Raw genomic sequence first — 13,155 nt, 5'->3', positions numbered from 1 at the left:
GCGATTACTGCATCAACTTGAGGCGGCCATGCATAGCATGGTTGCATCTTCAACAGACGACCCGCCCAGCGCGGGTCCCGCTCAAATGCGACAGTCGAGCCTTGCCGTGGCCTTTGCTTGCGTGCCACGCCGCCGTCTTACCCGCACCGGATCCCGCACCGCGCGCCTTGACGCATCTGGCATCGAAGCCGCGAAGGCCGCCGCGCCCGCGCTTGGCTTGGACACCGCGCACAGCTGGATCCGCCTGCGCCTGGCGGTGGCGTCGAGCCAGGTCTTCGCGCTGCGCCAGTCGCTGCACCGCGCGATCGGGCAACTGGCGCGCATCTATGTGGTGGAAGTGGACCACCGCCATGGCGAGACCACGCTGCATGTGGAGGTCGAGCGCGGCGGCCGCGACGCTGCCATGCACGCCATCATGATGGCCCTGCCCGCCGCCGAGTTCGGCGTCACCACGGTGCTAGGACAAGACCATGCCGCGCACTGAGATGATGGCGGGCTTGCGCGAAGACAGCCGCGCGACGTTGTGGCTGCCGCTGGTGACACCGATGCAGGGCGGCGAGCTGGACCTGGCCTGCGCGCAGCGGCTGGCCGCGCACTATGTGGCCAGCGGCGTGGATGGGCTGGTCATCCTGGGCACGACCGGGGAGGGTGGCTTGCTCACGCGGGATGAGCGGCTGATGTTTACCGGCGCGGTGCTGGAGGCGGTGGACGGTGCGCTGCCGGTGCTGGCTGGCGTTGGCGGCGTGGATACCCGCGTGGTTTGCGAGCAGGTGCGCCAGCTCGACCGCTTCGACCTGGCGGGCTACCTGGTGCCGCCGCCGTACTACCTGCGGCCCGGCGATGAGGGCATTGCCTGGCATGTCGAGCGCGTGGCGGATGCCACCTGGCGCCCGCTGATGCTCTACAACGTGCCCAAGCGCACCGGCTGCAACATGTCACCGGCATTGGTGCAGCGGCTGGCCGCGCATCCGCGCGTCGTCGCGGTCAAGGAGTGTGACGCGGCCGGGCTGCGCGCCCTGGCCGGCAACGATCGGCTCGCGGTCTTCTGCGGCGAGGACGCGGCCATGCTGGACCACCTGCTAGCGGGTGGCGACGGCGTGGTTCCGGCTTGCGCGCACATCCGCCCGGATCTGTTCGTGCGGTTGTTGCAACTGGTGGCGCAGGGCCGCGTTGCCGAAGCGCGTGCGCTGTTCGCGAGCCTGGCGCCGTTGATCTCGCTGCTGTTCTCCGAGCCCAATCCGGCCCCGGTCAAGACCGCGCTGGCATTGTGCGGGCTGGCAGGTTCCGAGGTCAGGCGGCCACTGGCGCCTGCCAGCCGCGCGCTGCGCGAACGGCTGGACCAGGTGATCGCTTCGCTGCCGGCGGTGGAGGACGTGGAGCGCACTTTGCTGCTGGCCTAGCGTTGGCGCGGGCGCGGCGCCGGATGCGTCGGATGCGCAGGATGCGTGAAAGGGCGGCAACCGGTAGAATGCCGGATTGCCTAAAATTTGTGCATCATGTCACACGACTGGAAGGCCAGCGTCACGGTTGCCGCGGTAATTGAGCGCGGCGGCCGCTTCCTGCTGGTGGAAGAAGAAACCCCCGACGGCCTGCGGCTGAACCAGCCTGCCGGCCATCTCGATCCGGGCGAGAGCCTGATTCACGCCGTCATCCGCGAAACGCTGGAAGAAACCGCGCACACGTTCGAGCCGCGCGCGCTGCTGGGCTGCTATATGGCCCGCCCGCACTCGGCCGGCACGGCGGCGCGGCCGGGCGGCGACATCACCTATGTGCGCTTCGCCTTTACCGGCGAGCTGGGCGCGCTCGATGCCGGGCGCCAGCTCGATGTGGGCATCGTGCGCACCGTGTGGATGAGCGCCGACGAAATCCGCGCCTGCCCCGAGCGCCATCGCACGCCGCTGCTGCTGGCCTGCATCGAGGACTACCTGGCGGGCAAGCGCTTCGCGCTCGACGCGCTCTACACCCATCCTTCCGTGGTGGGCAGCGGAGTGCTGTCATGAGCCAGGGCAAGCGCGTCGTGGTGGGCATGTCGGGTGGCGTGGATTCGTCGGTGACTGCCTGGCTGCTCAAGCAGCAAGGCTACGAGGTGATCGGCCTGTTCATGAAGAACTGGGAAGACGACGACGACAGCGAGTACTGCTCGACCCGGCAGGACTGGCTGGACGTGGTCTCGGTGGCCGACCTCATCGGCGTCGACGTGGAAGCGGTCAATTTTGCCGCCGAGTACAAGGACCGCGTCTTTGCAGACTTCCTGCGCGAATATTCGGCCGGGCGCACGCCCAACCCGGACGTGCTGTGCAATGCCGAGATCAAGTTCAAGGCCTTCCTGGACCACGCCATGTCGCTGGGCGCGGACACCATCGCCACCGGCCACTACGCGCGCGTGCGCGAAGCGGGGGTGGATGTGGGTGCCGGCACGGGCCGCTTTGAGCTGCTCAAGGCCTTTGACCACACCAAGGACCAGAGCTACTTTCTGCACCGGCTGAACCAGGCGCAGCTGTCGCGCACGCTGTTTCCGCTGGGCGAGATGCCCAAGACGCGCGTGCGCGAGATCGCTGCCGAGATCGGCCTGCCCAATGCCAAGAAAAAGGATTCCACCGGCATCTGCTTTATCGGCGAGCGGCCGTTCCGCGATTTTCTCAACCGCTACCTGCCGACCAAGCCGGGACCGATGAAGACGCCGGACGGCAAGGAAGTCGGCCAGCACATCGGTCTGGCGTTCTACACGCTGGGGCAACGCAAGGGCATCGGCCTGGGCGGCAGCCGCGCGGGCAACGGCGACGCCTGGTATGTGGCGCGCAAGGACATGGCCAGCAACACGCTGTATGTGGTGCAGGGCCATGAGCATCCGTGGCTGCTGACGCCTACGCTCGACGCTGCCGACCTGTCGTGGGTGGCGGGCACCGGCCCGGCGGTGGGCACCACGCTGTCGGCCAAGACGCGGTATCGGCAGAGCGATGCGCCCTGCACGGTGACAGGGGCGGGCGACGATGCCCTGCAACTGACGTTCGCGCAGGCGCAATGGGCGGTTACGCCTGGCCAGTCCGCGGTGCTGTACGACGGCGATGTCTGCCTGGGCGGCGGCATCATCCGGTGAGGCGTGCAGAGTGCGATGCGATGAAAAAACCGGCTCGATGGCCGGTTTTTTCATCGTTGCGCGGCAGGAGGCGCAGGCAAGGCTCAGGCGCGCGGCGGTTCCGTGTCGATGAACGACTGGCGCTTGGCAAGCTTGTCCTGGTACACGGCGAGGCGCGGGTGGCGCTCACGCCAGGCGATGTCCGGGAAGCGGAAGTCCAGGTACGACAACGCGCAGCCCACGGCCACGTCGGCCAGCGAGTAATGGTTGCCCGAGCACCAGGGCCGGTCGGCCAGGCCGTCGGCGATGGCGGCCACCGCCGCATCGATCTTGCCGAGCTGGCGCTGGACCCAGCGCTCGCTGCGCTGCCCGGGCTCGCGCTGCGTGTGTTCCAGGCGCGCCAGCAGGGCAGCATCGAGCAGGCCGTCGGCCAGCGCTTCCCAGCAACGTACCTCGACGCGTTCGCGGGCGCCTTGCGGGATCATGCGGCTGACGGGCGTCAGGGTGTCGACGTATTCGACGATCACGCGCGAGTCGAAAATCGCGCCGCCGTCTTCCATGACCAGGCACGGTACCTTGCCCAGCGGGTTGAACTGGGAGATGGTGGTGTCCGGCGACCACACGTCAACCTCGACCATCTGGTAATCGATCTTCTTTTCCGCCATCACGACGCGCACTTTGCGCGCGTAAGGGCTGGTTTGCGATGCATACAGCTTCATGGACTCCCCTCGAGCTTGTTATGAAGTGCATCGGCCGCGTCTCGCGCGCCCCGGCATGCCCGATGCACTTCATAACAGGCTAGCGGATCGGCGAGCGCGAGTATACCCGTGCCCCGTCCGGGATGTGCCGGGCGTGCGCGGCGCCTGCCTGCCGTGTCGTCATGCCGAGACGCGCGAGCTGCCCGGCCCCGCGAACGCGTCCACAGAACGCGGGCCGCGATGGTAAAATGCCCGCTTTCCGTCGTGCCGTCAGTCGGTATTTGCGCCGAATTGTTCTCTTTTTGAGGTGGATTGGACCTGTTTTTGTGTCTTTTCCCCTCTTTAGGCCGGTTCGGCCTTGTCACCGGCCACTTCGGCCCGCGAGGGCCTCGCCCGGCCATTTTGCCTGCGCAATCTGCCCGCCCGGCCACGCTTGCGTAACCACTTCCCTCTTCCCTCCGGTCTCCCAGCATGTCTTCTTCCTCGCTCTCTCCGCTCACCGCCCTGTCTCCCATCGATGGTCGCTACGCCTCCAAGGCCGATGCGCTGCGCGAGTGGCTCTCGGAAGCGGCCTTCATGCGCAACCGCGTCAAGGTGGAAGTGCACTGGCTGATCGCGCTGTCGCAAGCCGGCCTGCCCGACATGCCGAAGTTCTCGCCGGCCTCGGAAGCGGCCCTGCTAGCCCTGGTGGACAACTTCACCGAGGCCCACGCATCGCGCATCAAGGAGATCGAGGCGGTCACCAACCATGACGTGAAGGCCGTGGAGTACTGGCTCAAGGAACAGGTCAAGGGCAACGCCGAACTGGAAGCCGCGAGCGAGTTCATCCATTTCGCCTGCACCTCGGAAGACATCAACAACACCTCGCACGGCATGATGCTCAAGGGCGCCCGCGAAGGCGTGATCCTGCCCACGCTGCAACGCGTGCATGCGCGCCTGGTGGAGCTGGCGCATGCCAATGCCCGCCAGCCGATGCTGTCGCGCACCCACGGCCAGCCGGCCAGCCCGACCACGCTGGGCAAGGAAATGGCCAACGTGGCGGCACGCCTGGCGCGCGCCATCGAGCGCATCCAGCGCGTGGAGCTGCTGGGCAAGATGAACGGCGCGGTCGGCAACTACAACGCCCACCTGTCGGCGTACCCCAGCTTCGACTGGGAAGCCTTCTCCAAGCAGGTGATCGAAACGCGTCTGGGCCTGACCTTCAATCCCTACACCATCCAGATCGAGCCGCACGACTACATGGCCGAGCTGTTCGACGCCATCGCCCGCGCCAACACCATCCTGCTCGACCTGAACCGCGACATCTGGGGCTATATCTCGCTGGGCTACTTCAAGCAGCGCACCAAGGCCGGCGAAATCGGCTCTTCGACCATGCCGCACAAGGTCAACCCGATCGACTTCGAGAACTCGGAAGGCAACCTGGGCCTGGCCAATGCGGTGCTGCGCCACCTGTCGGAAAAGCTGCCGCTGTCGCGCTGGCAGCGCGACCTGACGGATTCCACCGTGCTGCGCAACATGGGCGTGGCCTTCGGCTACAGCCTGCTGGCCTATGAGGCCTGCCTGCGCGGCCTGGGCAAGCTGGAAACCAACCCCGAGCGCCTGGACGAAGACCTCGACAACTGCTGGGAAGTGCTGGCCGAGCCGGTGCAGACCGTCATGCGCCGCTTTGGCGTGCCCAATCCCTATGAGCAGCTCAAGGAACTGACGCGCGGCAAGGGCATCTCGCGCGAGGCGCTGCAAACCTTCATCAGCGGCCTGGCGATCCCCGACGATGCCAAGAAGCTGCTGCTGGAAATGACCCCGGCCACCTATATTGGCCGTGCCGTCAGCCTCGCCGAACGCGTGTGATGTTCCCGGCCTGCTGGCCGGCGCGGTGCAAAAAAGCCATCCCCGGGGATGGCTTTTTTTGTTGATGGGCGGCCGGCGCAGGCACGGCTTGCCGGCTGCGGCGAAATGTCACTTCAAATGGTTTGAATGATTCCATGAATTTCAGACCGTTCCGCAACCTGCCCGCCGCACAATAATGCGAGAATTCAAGGAGCAGCAGTAATTGCCGTTCAGTAAAAGATAGTGAAACGCCCGCAAGGGCAGGGGTCCTTATCCATGCATTCCCAAGCCAAAGCCGGCGCCCACGCCGGCGCTGCCGCAGCGCCGCAGCCGACGTCCGCCTATGGGGCCACGGCGATCGGCCTGCACTGGATCATCGCGCTGCTGATCTTCGCCGCCTTCGGGCTGGGCCTGTACATGACCAGCATCCCGGGCTTGTCGATGCTCAAGCTCAAGCTGTTTTCCTGGCACAAGTGGATCGGCGTGACCGTCTTTGCCATCGCCGTGCTGCGCGTGTTGTGGCGCGCCACCCACCGCGCGCCGGCACCGGCCGCGGGCACTCCGGCCTGGCAGGCCAAGGCCGCGCACGCGGCGCACCTGCTGCTCTACGCGCTGATCGTGGTGGTGCCCATCACGGGCTACCTGTACAGCTCGGCTTCAGGGGTTCCCGTGGTCTACCTCGGCATCTGGCAGCTGCCCGCGCTGATCGAGAAGAATGATGAGCTCAAGGAAATCCTCAAGCTGGTCCACATCTGGCTGAACTACCTGATGGCCGTGATCGTCGTAGTGCATGCGGCCGCTGCCATCAAGCATCAGTTCATCGAGCGCGATGGCACGCTGGCGCGCATGCTGCCGTTCCTCAAGTAAGCCGACATATCGGCAAACCGACAAATGACCGAGGGCCGCAAGGCCCTCTTAGCGACAGGAGTTTTTAATGAAACGCATTCCCCGCCCGAGCGCGCTCCTGATGGCAGCCACGCTGGCCACTGCCGGCATCGCAGCCAACTACGCCTGGGCCCAGGTCGACGCAGCCAAGAGCTCGGTCACCGCGACGGCCCGCCAGATCGGCGTGCCGATGGAGGGCAAGTTCAAGAAGTTCGACGCCACGGTCGCGTTCGATCCCGCCAAGCTGGCAACATCCTCGGCCAAGGTCGAGATCGACGTGTCCAGCTTCGAGATCGGCGACGCCGAGACCACCAAGGAGGTCAAGGGACGCGACTGGTTCGACGCGGCCAAGTACCCCAAGGCGGTGTTCCAGTCGACCAGCATCAAGGCCGGCGCCGCCGGCAAGTATGAGGTGGCGGGCAAGCTCACCATCAAGGGCAAGACCCAGGACGTCGTGATTCCGGCAAGCTATCGCCAGGATGCCGGTGGCCAGGTGTTTGAAGGCGTGCTGCCGATCAAGCGCACCGTGTACAACATCGGCGACGGCGAATGGAAGGACACTTCCGTCGTGGCCGACGATGTCCAGATCAAATTCCGTATCGTGACCTTGGCTAAGAAGTAAGCGCGCGGCGCTCATCTTCCCTGCCATTCCTTTGCTGTTCATCCCCAACTTTTTGCCGGGAGCTCTCATGAAATTGCGCACCATCCTCGCCGCTGTCGCGGCCCTGTCCGCCGTCGGCGTCGCATCCGCCAACACGGTGACCTACAACCTCGACCCCACCCACACGTACCCGAGCTTCGAAACCGACCACTTGGGTGGCCTGTCGACCTGGCGCGGCAAGTTCGAAAAGTCGAGCGGCGTGGTGACGCTGGACCGTGCCGCGAAGACCGGCTCGGTGGACATCAAGATCGATCCCGCCTCGGTCGACTTCGGCAACAGCAAGCTGAACCAGCACGTGAAGGGCCCTGACATGTTCAACGTCGAAGCCTTCCCCGAAGCCACCTACAAGGGCAAGTTCTCCAAGTTCAACGGCGATGTGCCGACCGAAGTCGATGGCGTGCTGACCCTGCACGGCGTGTCCAAGCCGGTCAAGCTGGAGATCCGCGAGTTCAAGTGCATCCAGCATCCGATGCTCAAGCGCGAAGCCTGTGGTGCTGACGCGGTGGGCACTTTCAACCGTGCCGATTTCGGTATCGACTACGGCGTGAAGATGGGCTTCAAGCCCGAGGTCAAGCTGGCGATCCAGGTCGAAGGCGTAAAGGCGGACTAAAGGCCGACCAAGCGCCGACCAAGCGTCGACTAAAAAGGCCGGGAGCATTCCCGGCCTTTTGCATTATTTTCGGTGGTTTCCAGTTGTTCCCGGCCCGGCGGGTGGGCTTGCGCAGGTTGTGTTGTCTGCACTTGATGCCCACAGTACAATGATCCGCTAAGAATCAGTTACAGTCCTACTCAGTACAGTCTCACTCAGTTTCAGTCTCAGTCACAGTTACCAGGGTGTAGTCGCGCGCGTGCCATCATCAGGACGCCCATGCCCGCAACCGATTACCGACATGTATCCCAGCAGTACCCCCTGATACTGGCCTAGCGTAGCGATCCATCGCCCTACGAGCTGTACCCGGCCAGTCAATGATGCATTGTTGAACTGGGCGGCCGGCAGCGTTTTTCGGATTTCTCTGGCGCAATACCGTGTACTCCCAAACGCAAATCGATCCGGTGGTTAGTTTCCGCAACTCGCAGGGCGAGCAGGTGCGGGGCACAATTATCAATCTCCAGAGAAAAGCTCTGGTGATGGAAATCTACAATCCATACTCGATCGTCCAGGTCAGCGAGGTGCTGAGCGAGCTGAGTGTGCGCATGGGCAGCAAGAACGCCTACCTGGGTAAGGCGGTGGTGATGAGCCTGGTGAACACCGGCCTCACCGCGGTGGTATCGCTGACGCTGATCGATGAATGGCGCGAGCTGAGCGACCTGCCCAATGAGCCTAAATCGGTTGGGCGCGAGGCCGAACTGTTCATCAACGACTGGGATGCGCGCTTCAATATCCGGCGCGATTACCAGATCGTGGTCAATGAAATGCGCGCGTTTCTCTCGGAAGTCTCGCGCTGGGTCGAGCAGGTCGACCTGACCGAGAACCTGCCCAAGAACGACGGACGGCTGCGCGAGGACGTGTTCTACGAGCTCGCCACGCCAATCATGCTCAAGGTCAAGACCTACCTCGACCGGCTCGAAGGCGAGGCCGAGCAGGTGGACGCGGAGATCGCGCCGGTGCACCGCACATACGCGCAATCGGCCCTGCATCCACTGCTGCTGCGCGCCCCCTTTGTCTACCGCACCTTCACCAAGCCGCTGGGCTATGCGGGCGACTATGAGATGGTCAACCAGATCCTGAACGATCCGCAGCAGGGCCCGACCACCTACTTCCAGATCGTCAATACGGCCTTCCTCAAGGCGGCCGTGGCGACCGCCCACCGCAACCGGATCGACCTGCTGGTCGATTTCCTGTCGCGCCAGGCCGATGCCGCCCGCGCGGCCGGCAGGCCGTTTCGCATCCTCAATGTCGGCTGCGGCCCGGCCTTCGAGATCCAGCGCTTCGTGCGCGAGTATCCGCAGCCGGAGCTATTGTCGTTCCAGCTGGTCGACTTCAGCGAGGAGACCCTGGCCTACACCAAGTCCTCCATCGAGAGCTCGGCCGCCTCGGCGGGGCACAAGGTGTCGGTGGAGATGGTGCATCAATCGGTACATGAACTGCTCAAGCGCAAGATCGCGCCGGACGACGCCGGGCTGCGCGAGTTCGATGCGGTGTACTGCGCCGGGTTGTTCGACTACCTGTCCGATAAGGTGTGTTCCCGCCTGCTGAGCTATTTTGCCGCGCGTACGCGGCCTGGCGGCCAGTTGCTGGTAACCAACGTCCATTCGGACAATCCGGAGAAATTCGGCATGGAACACCTGCTGGAGTGGTACCTGATCTATCGCGACGAGGCCAGGATGAGTATGCTGCTGCCCGAACAATCCCGTGATCACAAGCTCTATGTCGACCAGACCGGGGTTAATGTGTTCGCGGAAGCGATCATCCTCTGAAACGCCAGTAGCCGGCCCAGCCATGAGCACCAATCAACTTTACGCGGGTTACCAGACCGAGCTGGCGGATTTCCGCCTGGCCTTCAGCCGCGGCGGCGCCTATACCGCCATCGTGCTGGTGCTGCTCGGCGTGGGGTTGGACTACGGCCAGTATCCGCAGTTGCAGGCGCCCTTCGCCGTGGCGCGCGTGCTGGTGTCGCTGCTGATCGCCGGCATCGTGATGCTGTTGTACAGCGCGGCAGGGCGCCGTTTTGCGCCGTGGCTGACGTTGTCCTGGCTGCTGCTGCCGCAGATCATGATCTCGTGGATGATCTGGCATACCGATGGCGTGGAGTCGCCGTATTACGTCGGGCTGAATCTCGCCATCTTCGCGTCGGGCATCGCGCTGCCGTTCGGCTTGTGGCAGAACCTGGTCTTCGGGATCCTGTCCTACCTGTTCTACCTGCTTGCCTGCGTGCTGCATCCCGGCGGCATCGAGCCGGCCGGCACCTTTATCGTCAATTCGCTGTTCCTGCTGTTTGCCGCAGCGGCCAGCGCGGTCTATACCTTCTTCAATGAGCGGGCGCGCTTCATGCTGTTCCGGCTGAAAGCCGAAGTGGCGGAGAAGAACGGCGAGCTCGAAGTGATCAACCGCAAGCTGGTCGACATCAAGGGCCAGATGCTGCAGCAGGAAAAGATGGCCGCCATCGGTACGCTGGCCGCGGGCCTGCTGCACGAGGTCAACAACCCGGTCAACTTCTGCCTGATGGCGATCGAGGTCGCGCTGGAAGAGCCGGTGGCCAAGAACGAACCGATGCTGCAGGAGTGCCTGGTCGACGCCAAGCAGGGAATGCAACGCATCCAGCATATCGTGTCGGACCTGAAGACCTTCGCTTATCGCAAGCCCGGTGCTGAAGCGGAGGGCACGCCGTTCCTGTTCGAGAAGGCGCTCGACTCCTCGATTCGGCTGACCGCCCATGAGCTGCGCGGGGTGGCCGTCACGCGCGAGTTGCCGACCGATACGCTGGTCCTGGGCGACGAAGCCGCGGTGATCGGCGTGCTGATCAACCTGTTCTCCAACGCCGCGCTGGCCATGCGCAAGGCCGGCACGCAGGCCCCGGCCATCCATACCACCGTGAAGTGGGTGGAGCGCCGGCTGCATGTGACCGTGAAGGACAACGGACCGGGCATTGCGCAAGAGCACCTGGCGCGCGTGTTCGAGCCGTTCTTCACCACGCGCGAAGTCGGCCAGGGCCTGGGCCTTGGCCTGTCGATCAGCTACGCGGTGATCGAGCGTCACGGCGGCGTGCTGTTTGCCGAGAGCGAGCTGGGCAAGTGGGCCTCGTTCAGCTTCGACCTGCCCCGAGCCGACTGAGAATGCCATGAGCGACGCCCGTCAACCACGGCTTACCGTGCTCTACGTCGATGACGAGGAAATGGCATGCAAGTACTTCGCTCGCGCGGTCGGCACGGAGTACGAGGTGCTGGTCGCCAGCGGCGCCGACGAAGCGGTACGCATCCTGCGCCGGGAGAGTGCGCGCATCGCCGTGCTGGTGACGGATTTCCGCATGCCGGGGCGCGATGGCGGCGACCTGCTGCGCCAGGTTGCGCTCGAGTACCCGCAGATCGTGCGCATCCTGGTGACCGCCTACGCGGACAAGGACATGCTGTTGCAGACGGTCAACACTGGCGAAGTGTTCCGCATCCTGGAAAAGCCCATCGAGCTGGGCCAGGTGCGCGAAGCGCTGCGGCTGGCCGCCGAGCGCTATCGCGAACGCTCGATTCGCCATCAGCGCCTGATGGCGATCGACGAGACGCTGGCCTTCCTGGCGCATGAACTGAACACGCCGCTGGCGGCGATTGCAAATTTTGCGCGGGGTATCGAAAGCCGTATCGCGGCGGAATACAATCCGCTGCGCCAGAGCGAGATTGGCCAGGCGGCCACGTCGATGCACGACAACGCGCAGTATTGCCTGGCCGTGATTTCGTCGTTCCTGCAGTCGGTGCGCAGCAGCGGCAGCCGGCCGAGCACGCAAGCAGGCGCCAGCCGGGAAGTGACCGCCGGCGGCCTGATCGCCGCGCTGCTCGACACCTACCCCTTTGCCGGGCCGCAGCGCGAGTGGGTAAAGATCGAAATGCATGACGACTTTGCCGTGCGCACGCTGCCCAATTGCGTGGCACTGGTGCTGTCGTCGCTGTTGTCCAATGCGCTGCGGGCGCTCGACGGCGTCGACTCGCCTTCGCTGCGCTTCGTGGTGGCGGCCGAGCCCGATGCCGCGATCCGCATCTGCGACAACGGCCCGGGCATACCACCTGAGGTGATGGGGCGCCTTCTGGTGGATCCGGTCACCACCCATGCGAGTACCGGCGGCAACGGACTGGGCATGATTTTTTGCAACCGTGTCATGCAGTCTTTCGGTGGCGGCATCCGGATCGAGTCTACGTCCGGTGCGGGTACCACGGTGACGCTGGATTTCCCCAATACCAAGAGTCGAATGCATAGGAGTGATCGATGAACGAACCGAATGCCACGCAGGCACCATCACCGGCGATTCTGTTCGTCGATGACGAGGCGACGGCCGTCAAGTATTTCCAGCGTGCCATCGGAGCCCTGGCGCCGGTCGTGACCGGTGGCTCGGTCGAAGAGGGCAAGGCGCTGCTGGATGCGCACGCGGACAGCCTTGCGGTCCTGGTCTCCGACCAGCGCATGCCGGGCGAGTACGGCAACGAGCTGCTGCGCTACGCGCGCGAGCGCTATCCGCATATCGTGCGGATCCTGACCACCGCTTACTCGGAGATCGAGCATACGGTCGCGGCAGTCAACGAGGGGCAGATCCATCGCTATATCAAGAAGCCGTGGGACATCACCTCGCTGCGCATGGAGCTCAAGCAGGCGCTTGAGATGGCCGGCCTGCGCAAGGAGCGCGACCAGTTGCTGCGCGAGAAGCTGAGCGTGCTGCAGCGGCAGACCATTGCCGCGCGCATCGGCCTGATCCGCACGCTGTCGGCCAGCCTGATCGGCCCGGAGCGCTTCCAGCCGGTGGACACCTACCTGGCCTCGGCCGCGCTGGTCGGCGTGCAGAATCCCGAGCCGGACTGGCTGTTGATGGACTACGCCGACCTGGTGGCGGCGGAAAGCCGCCGCAGCGGCACCTTCGGCCACGCCGTGGCGGCCAAGCTCGCCGCGCTGCGCACGCAGCTCGCCGGCCGTGGAGCGGGCGATGCGGTGGCGGCACTGGCCGAGACGCTGGCCGCGACGCAAGGCGCAGCCAACGTGCGCCGCGATGGGGATGCCCTGGTGTGGATCCAGGGTGCCGCGCTTGCCGAGTACCTGGGCGAGCCGGTGGATAAGGAGGTGTCCGCGCAGCATGCCACCTGGCTGGCCGGGCTGCTGTGGCTGGATGAAACCGGCGGCGCACTCAAGGCAGTGCGGGAGGGCGACTCCATCGTTTACCGCCCCACCGATCGCACCGCGGAGTTCGCCGCGGATCGCCTGGCGGTGTGGATCGAGCAGTTCTGAGCAAGTTCCAAGCGCGTTCCGAGTAGCAACGGCATAACAAGAAAGGGCACCCGAAGGTGCCCTTTTTTGCTGCCTTTGAAACTATCCGCGG

The 13,155-nt window shown here is 64.8% G+C and carries 13 protein-coding genes; 12 read left to right on the top strand and 1 reads right to left on the bottom strand.

The genetic code is table 11. The features are described from left to right. Positions 1 to 85 precede the first annotated feature (85 nt). The 4 genes from AC1RQC_RS08425 to mnmA all read left to right on the top strand — a co-directional run bounded on the left by AC1RQC_RS08425 (position 86) and on the right by mnmA (position 3,097). Entirely contained in the window at positions 86 to 484 is a 399-nt protein-coding gene (locus AC1RQC_RS08425; RefSeq protein WP_492372946.1) for a hypothetical protein, read from the top strand. Then, positions 471 to 1,400: a 4-hydroxy-tetrahydrodipicolinate synthase gene (gene dapA, locus AC1RQC_RS08420; RefSeq protein WP_492882941.1), complete on the top strand. Its 930-nt coding sequence runs from the start codon at positions 471 to 473 to the stop codon at positions 1,398 to 1,400. Before AC1RQC_RS08425 ends, dapA begins: the two co-directional genes overlap by 14 nt. Before the next feature lie 96 nt (positions 1,401 to 1,496). Beyond that, the gene (locus AC1RQC_RS08415; protein WP_492372948.1) at positions 1,497 to 2,000 is read left to right on the top strand and encodes an NUDIX hydrolase; all 504 of its coding nucleotides are present in this window, start codon (positions 1,497 to 1,499) and stop codon (positions 1,998 to 2,000) included. Next, entirely contained in the window at positions 1,997 to 3,097 is a 1,101-nt protein-coding gene (gene mnmA / locus AC1RQC_RS08410; RefSeq protein WP_492807981.1) for a tRNA 2-thiouridine(34) synthase MnmA, read from the top strand. Before AC1RQC_RS08415 ends, mnmA begins: the two co-directional genes overlap by 4 nt. An 83-nt stretch (positions 3,098 to 3,180) precedes the next feature. Here mnmA and AC1RQC_RS08405 read toward each other — a convergent pair whose 3' ends face one another. Then, a complete protein-coding gene (locus AC1RQC_RS08405; RefSeq protein WP_174422964.1) occupies positions 3,181 to 3,795 on the bottom strand; it encodes a glutathione S-transferase family protein in 615 nt (204 codons plus the stop codon). 450 nt (positions 3,796 to 4,245) lie between these two features. Here AC1RQC_RS08405 and purB point away from each other — a divergent pair, with 450 nt between their 5' ends. From purB to AC1RQC_RS08365, 8 genes are all read left to right on the top strand, one after another. Further along, positions 4,246 to 5,622: an adenylosuccinate lyase gene (purB, locus tag AC1RQC_RS08400; RefSeq protein ID WP_183035252.1), complete on the top strand. Its 1,377-nt coding sequence runs from the start codon at positions 4,246 to 4,248 to the stop codon at positions 5,620 to 5,622. A gap of 255 nt (positions 5,623 to 5,877) precedes the next feature. Then, complete coding sequence (locus AC1RQC_RS08395; protein ID WP_492882939.1) at positions 5,878 to 6,468, top strand: cytochrome b; 591 nt, start codon at positions 5,878 to 5,880, stop codon at positions 6,466 to 6,468. A gap of 67 nt (positions 6,469 to 6,535) precedes the next feature. Then, positions 6,536 to 7,108 carry a YceI family protein gene (locus AC1RQC_RS08390; RefSeq protein WP_043349502.1) on the top strand — a complete coding sequence of 191 codons (573 nt, stop codon included), beginning with the start codon at positions 6,536 to 6,538 and terminating at the stop codon, positions 7,106 to 7,108. A 67-nt stretch (positions 7,109 to 7,175) separates the two neighbouring features. Then, positions 7,176 to 7,757: a YceI family protein gene (locus AC1RQC_RS08385; RefSeq protein ID WP_416049660.1), complete on the top strand. Its 582-nt coding sequence runs from the start codon at positions 7,176 to 7,178 to the stop codon at positions 7,755 to 7,757. Between the two features lie 416 nt (positions 7,758 to 8,173). Continuing rightward, positions 8,174 to 9,565, top strand: a complete 1,392-nt coding sequence (locus AC1RQC_RS08380) for a class I SAM-dependent methyltransferase (RefSeq protein WP_492372951.1) — start codon at positions 8,174 to 8,176, stop codon at positions 9,563 to 9,565. Positions 9,566 to 9,587: 22 nt separating this feature from the next. Beyond that, positions 9,588 to 10,919: a sensor histidine kinase gene (locus tag AC1RQC_RS08375; protein ID WP_492882937.1), complete on the top strand. Its 1,332-nt coding sequence runs from the start codon at positions 9,588 to 9,590 to the stop codon at positions 10,917 to 10,919. 7 nt (positions 10,920 to 10,926) lie between these two features. Next, positions 10,927 to 12,060 carry a hybrid sensor histidine kinase/response regulator gene (locus tag AC1RQC_RS08370; protein WP_174422957.1) on the top strand — a complete coding sequence of 378 codons (1,134 nt, stop codon included), beginning with the start codon at positions 10,927 to 10,929 and terminating at the stop codon, positions 12,058 to 12,060. Beyond that, positions 12,057 to 13,064 carry a response regulator gene (locus tag AC1RQC_RS08365; RefSeq protein ID WP_174422956.1) on the top strand — a complete coding sequence of 336 codons (1,008 nt, stop codon included), beginning with the start codon at positions 12,057 to 12,059 and terminating at the stop codon, positions 13,062 to 13,064. Before AC1RQC_RS08370 ends, AC1RQC_RS08365 begins: the two co-directional genes overlap by 4 nt. Positions 13,065 to 13,155 lie beyond the last annotated feature (91 nt).

This window comes from Cupriavidus sp. GW822-FHT03E04 (genome assembly GCF_058801495.1).
Note: the sequence above shows the minus strand (reverse complement) of the source record. Positions and strands in the feature narration are given on the sequence as shown.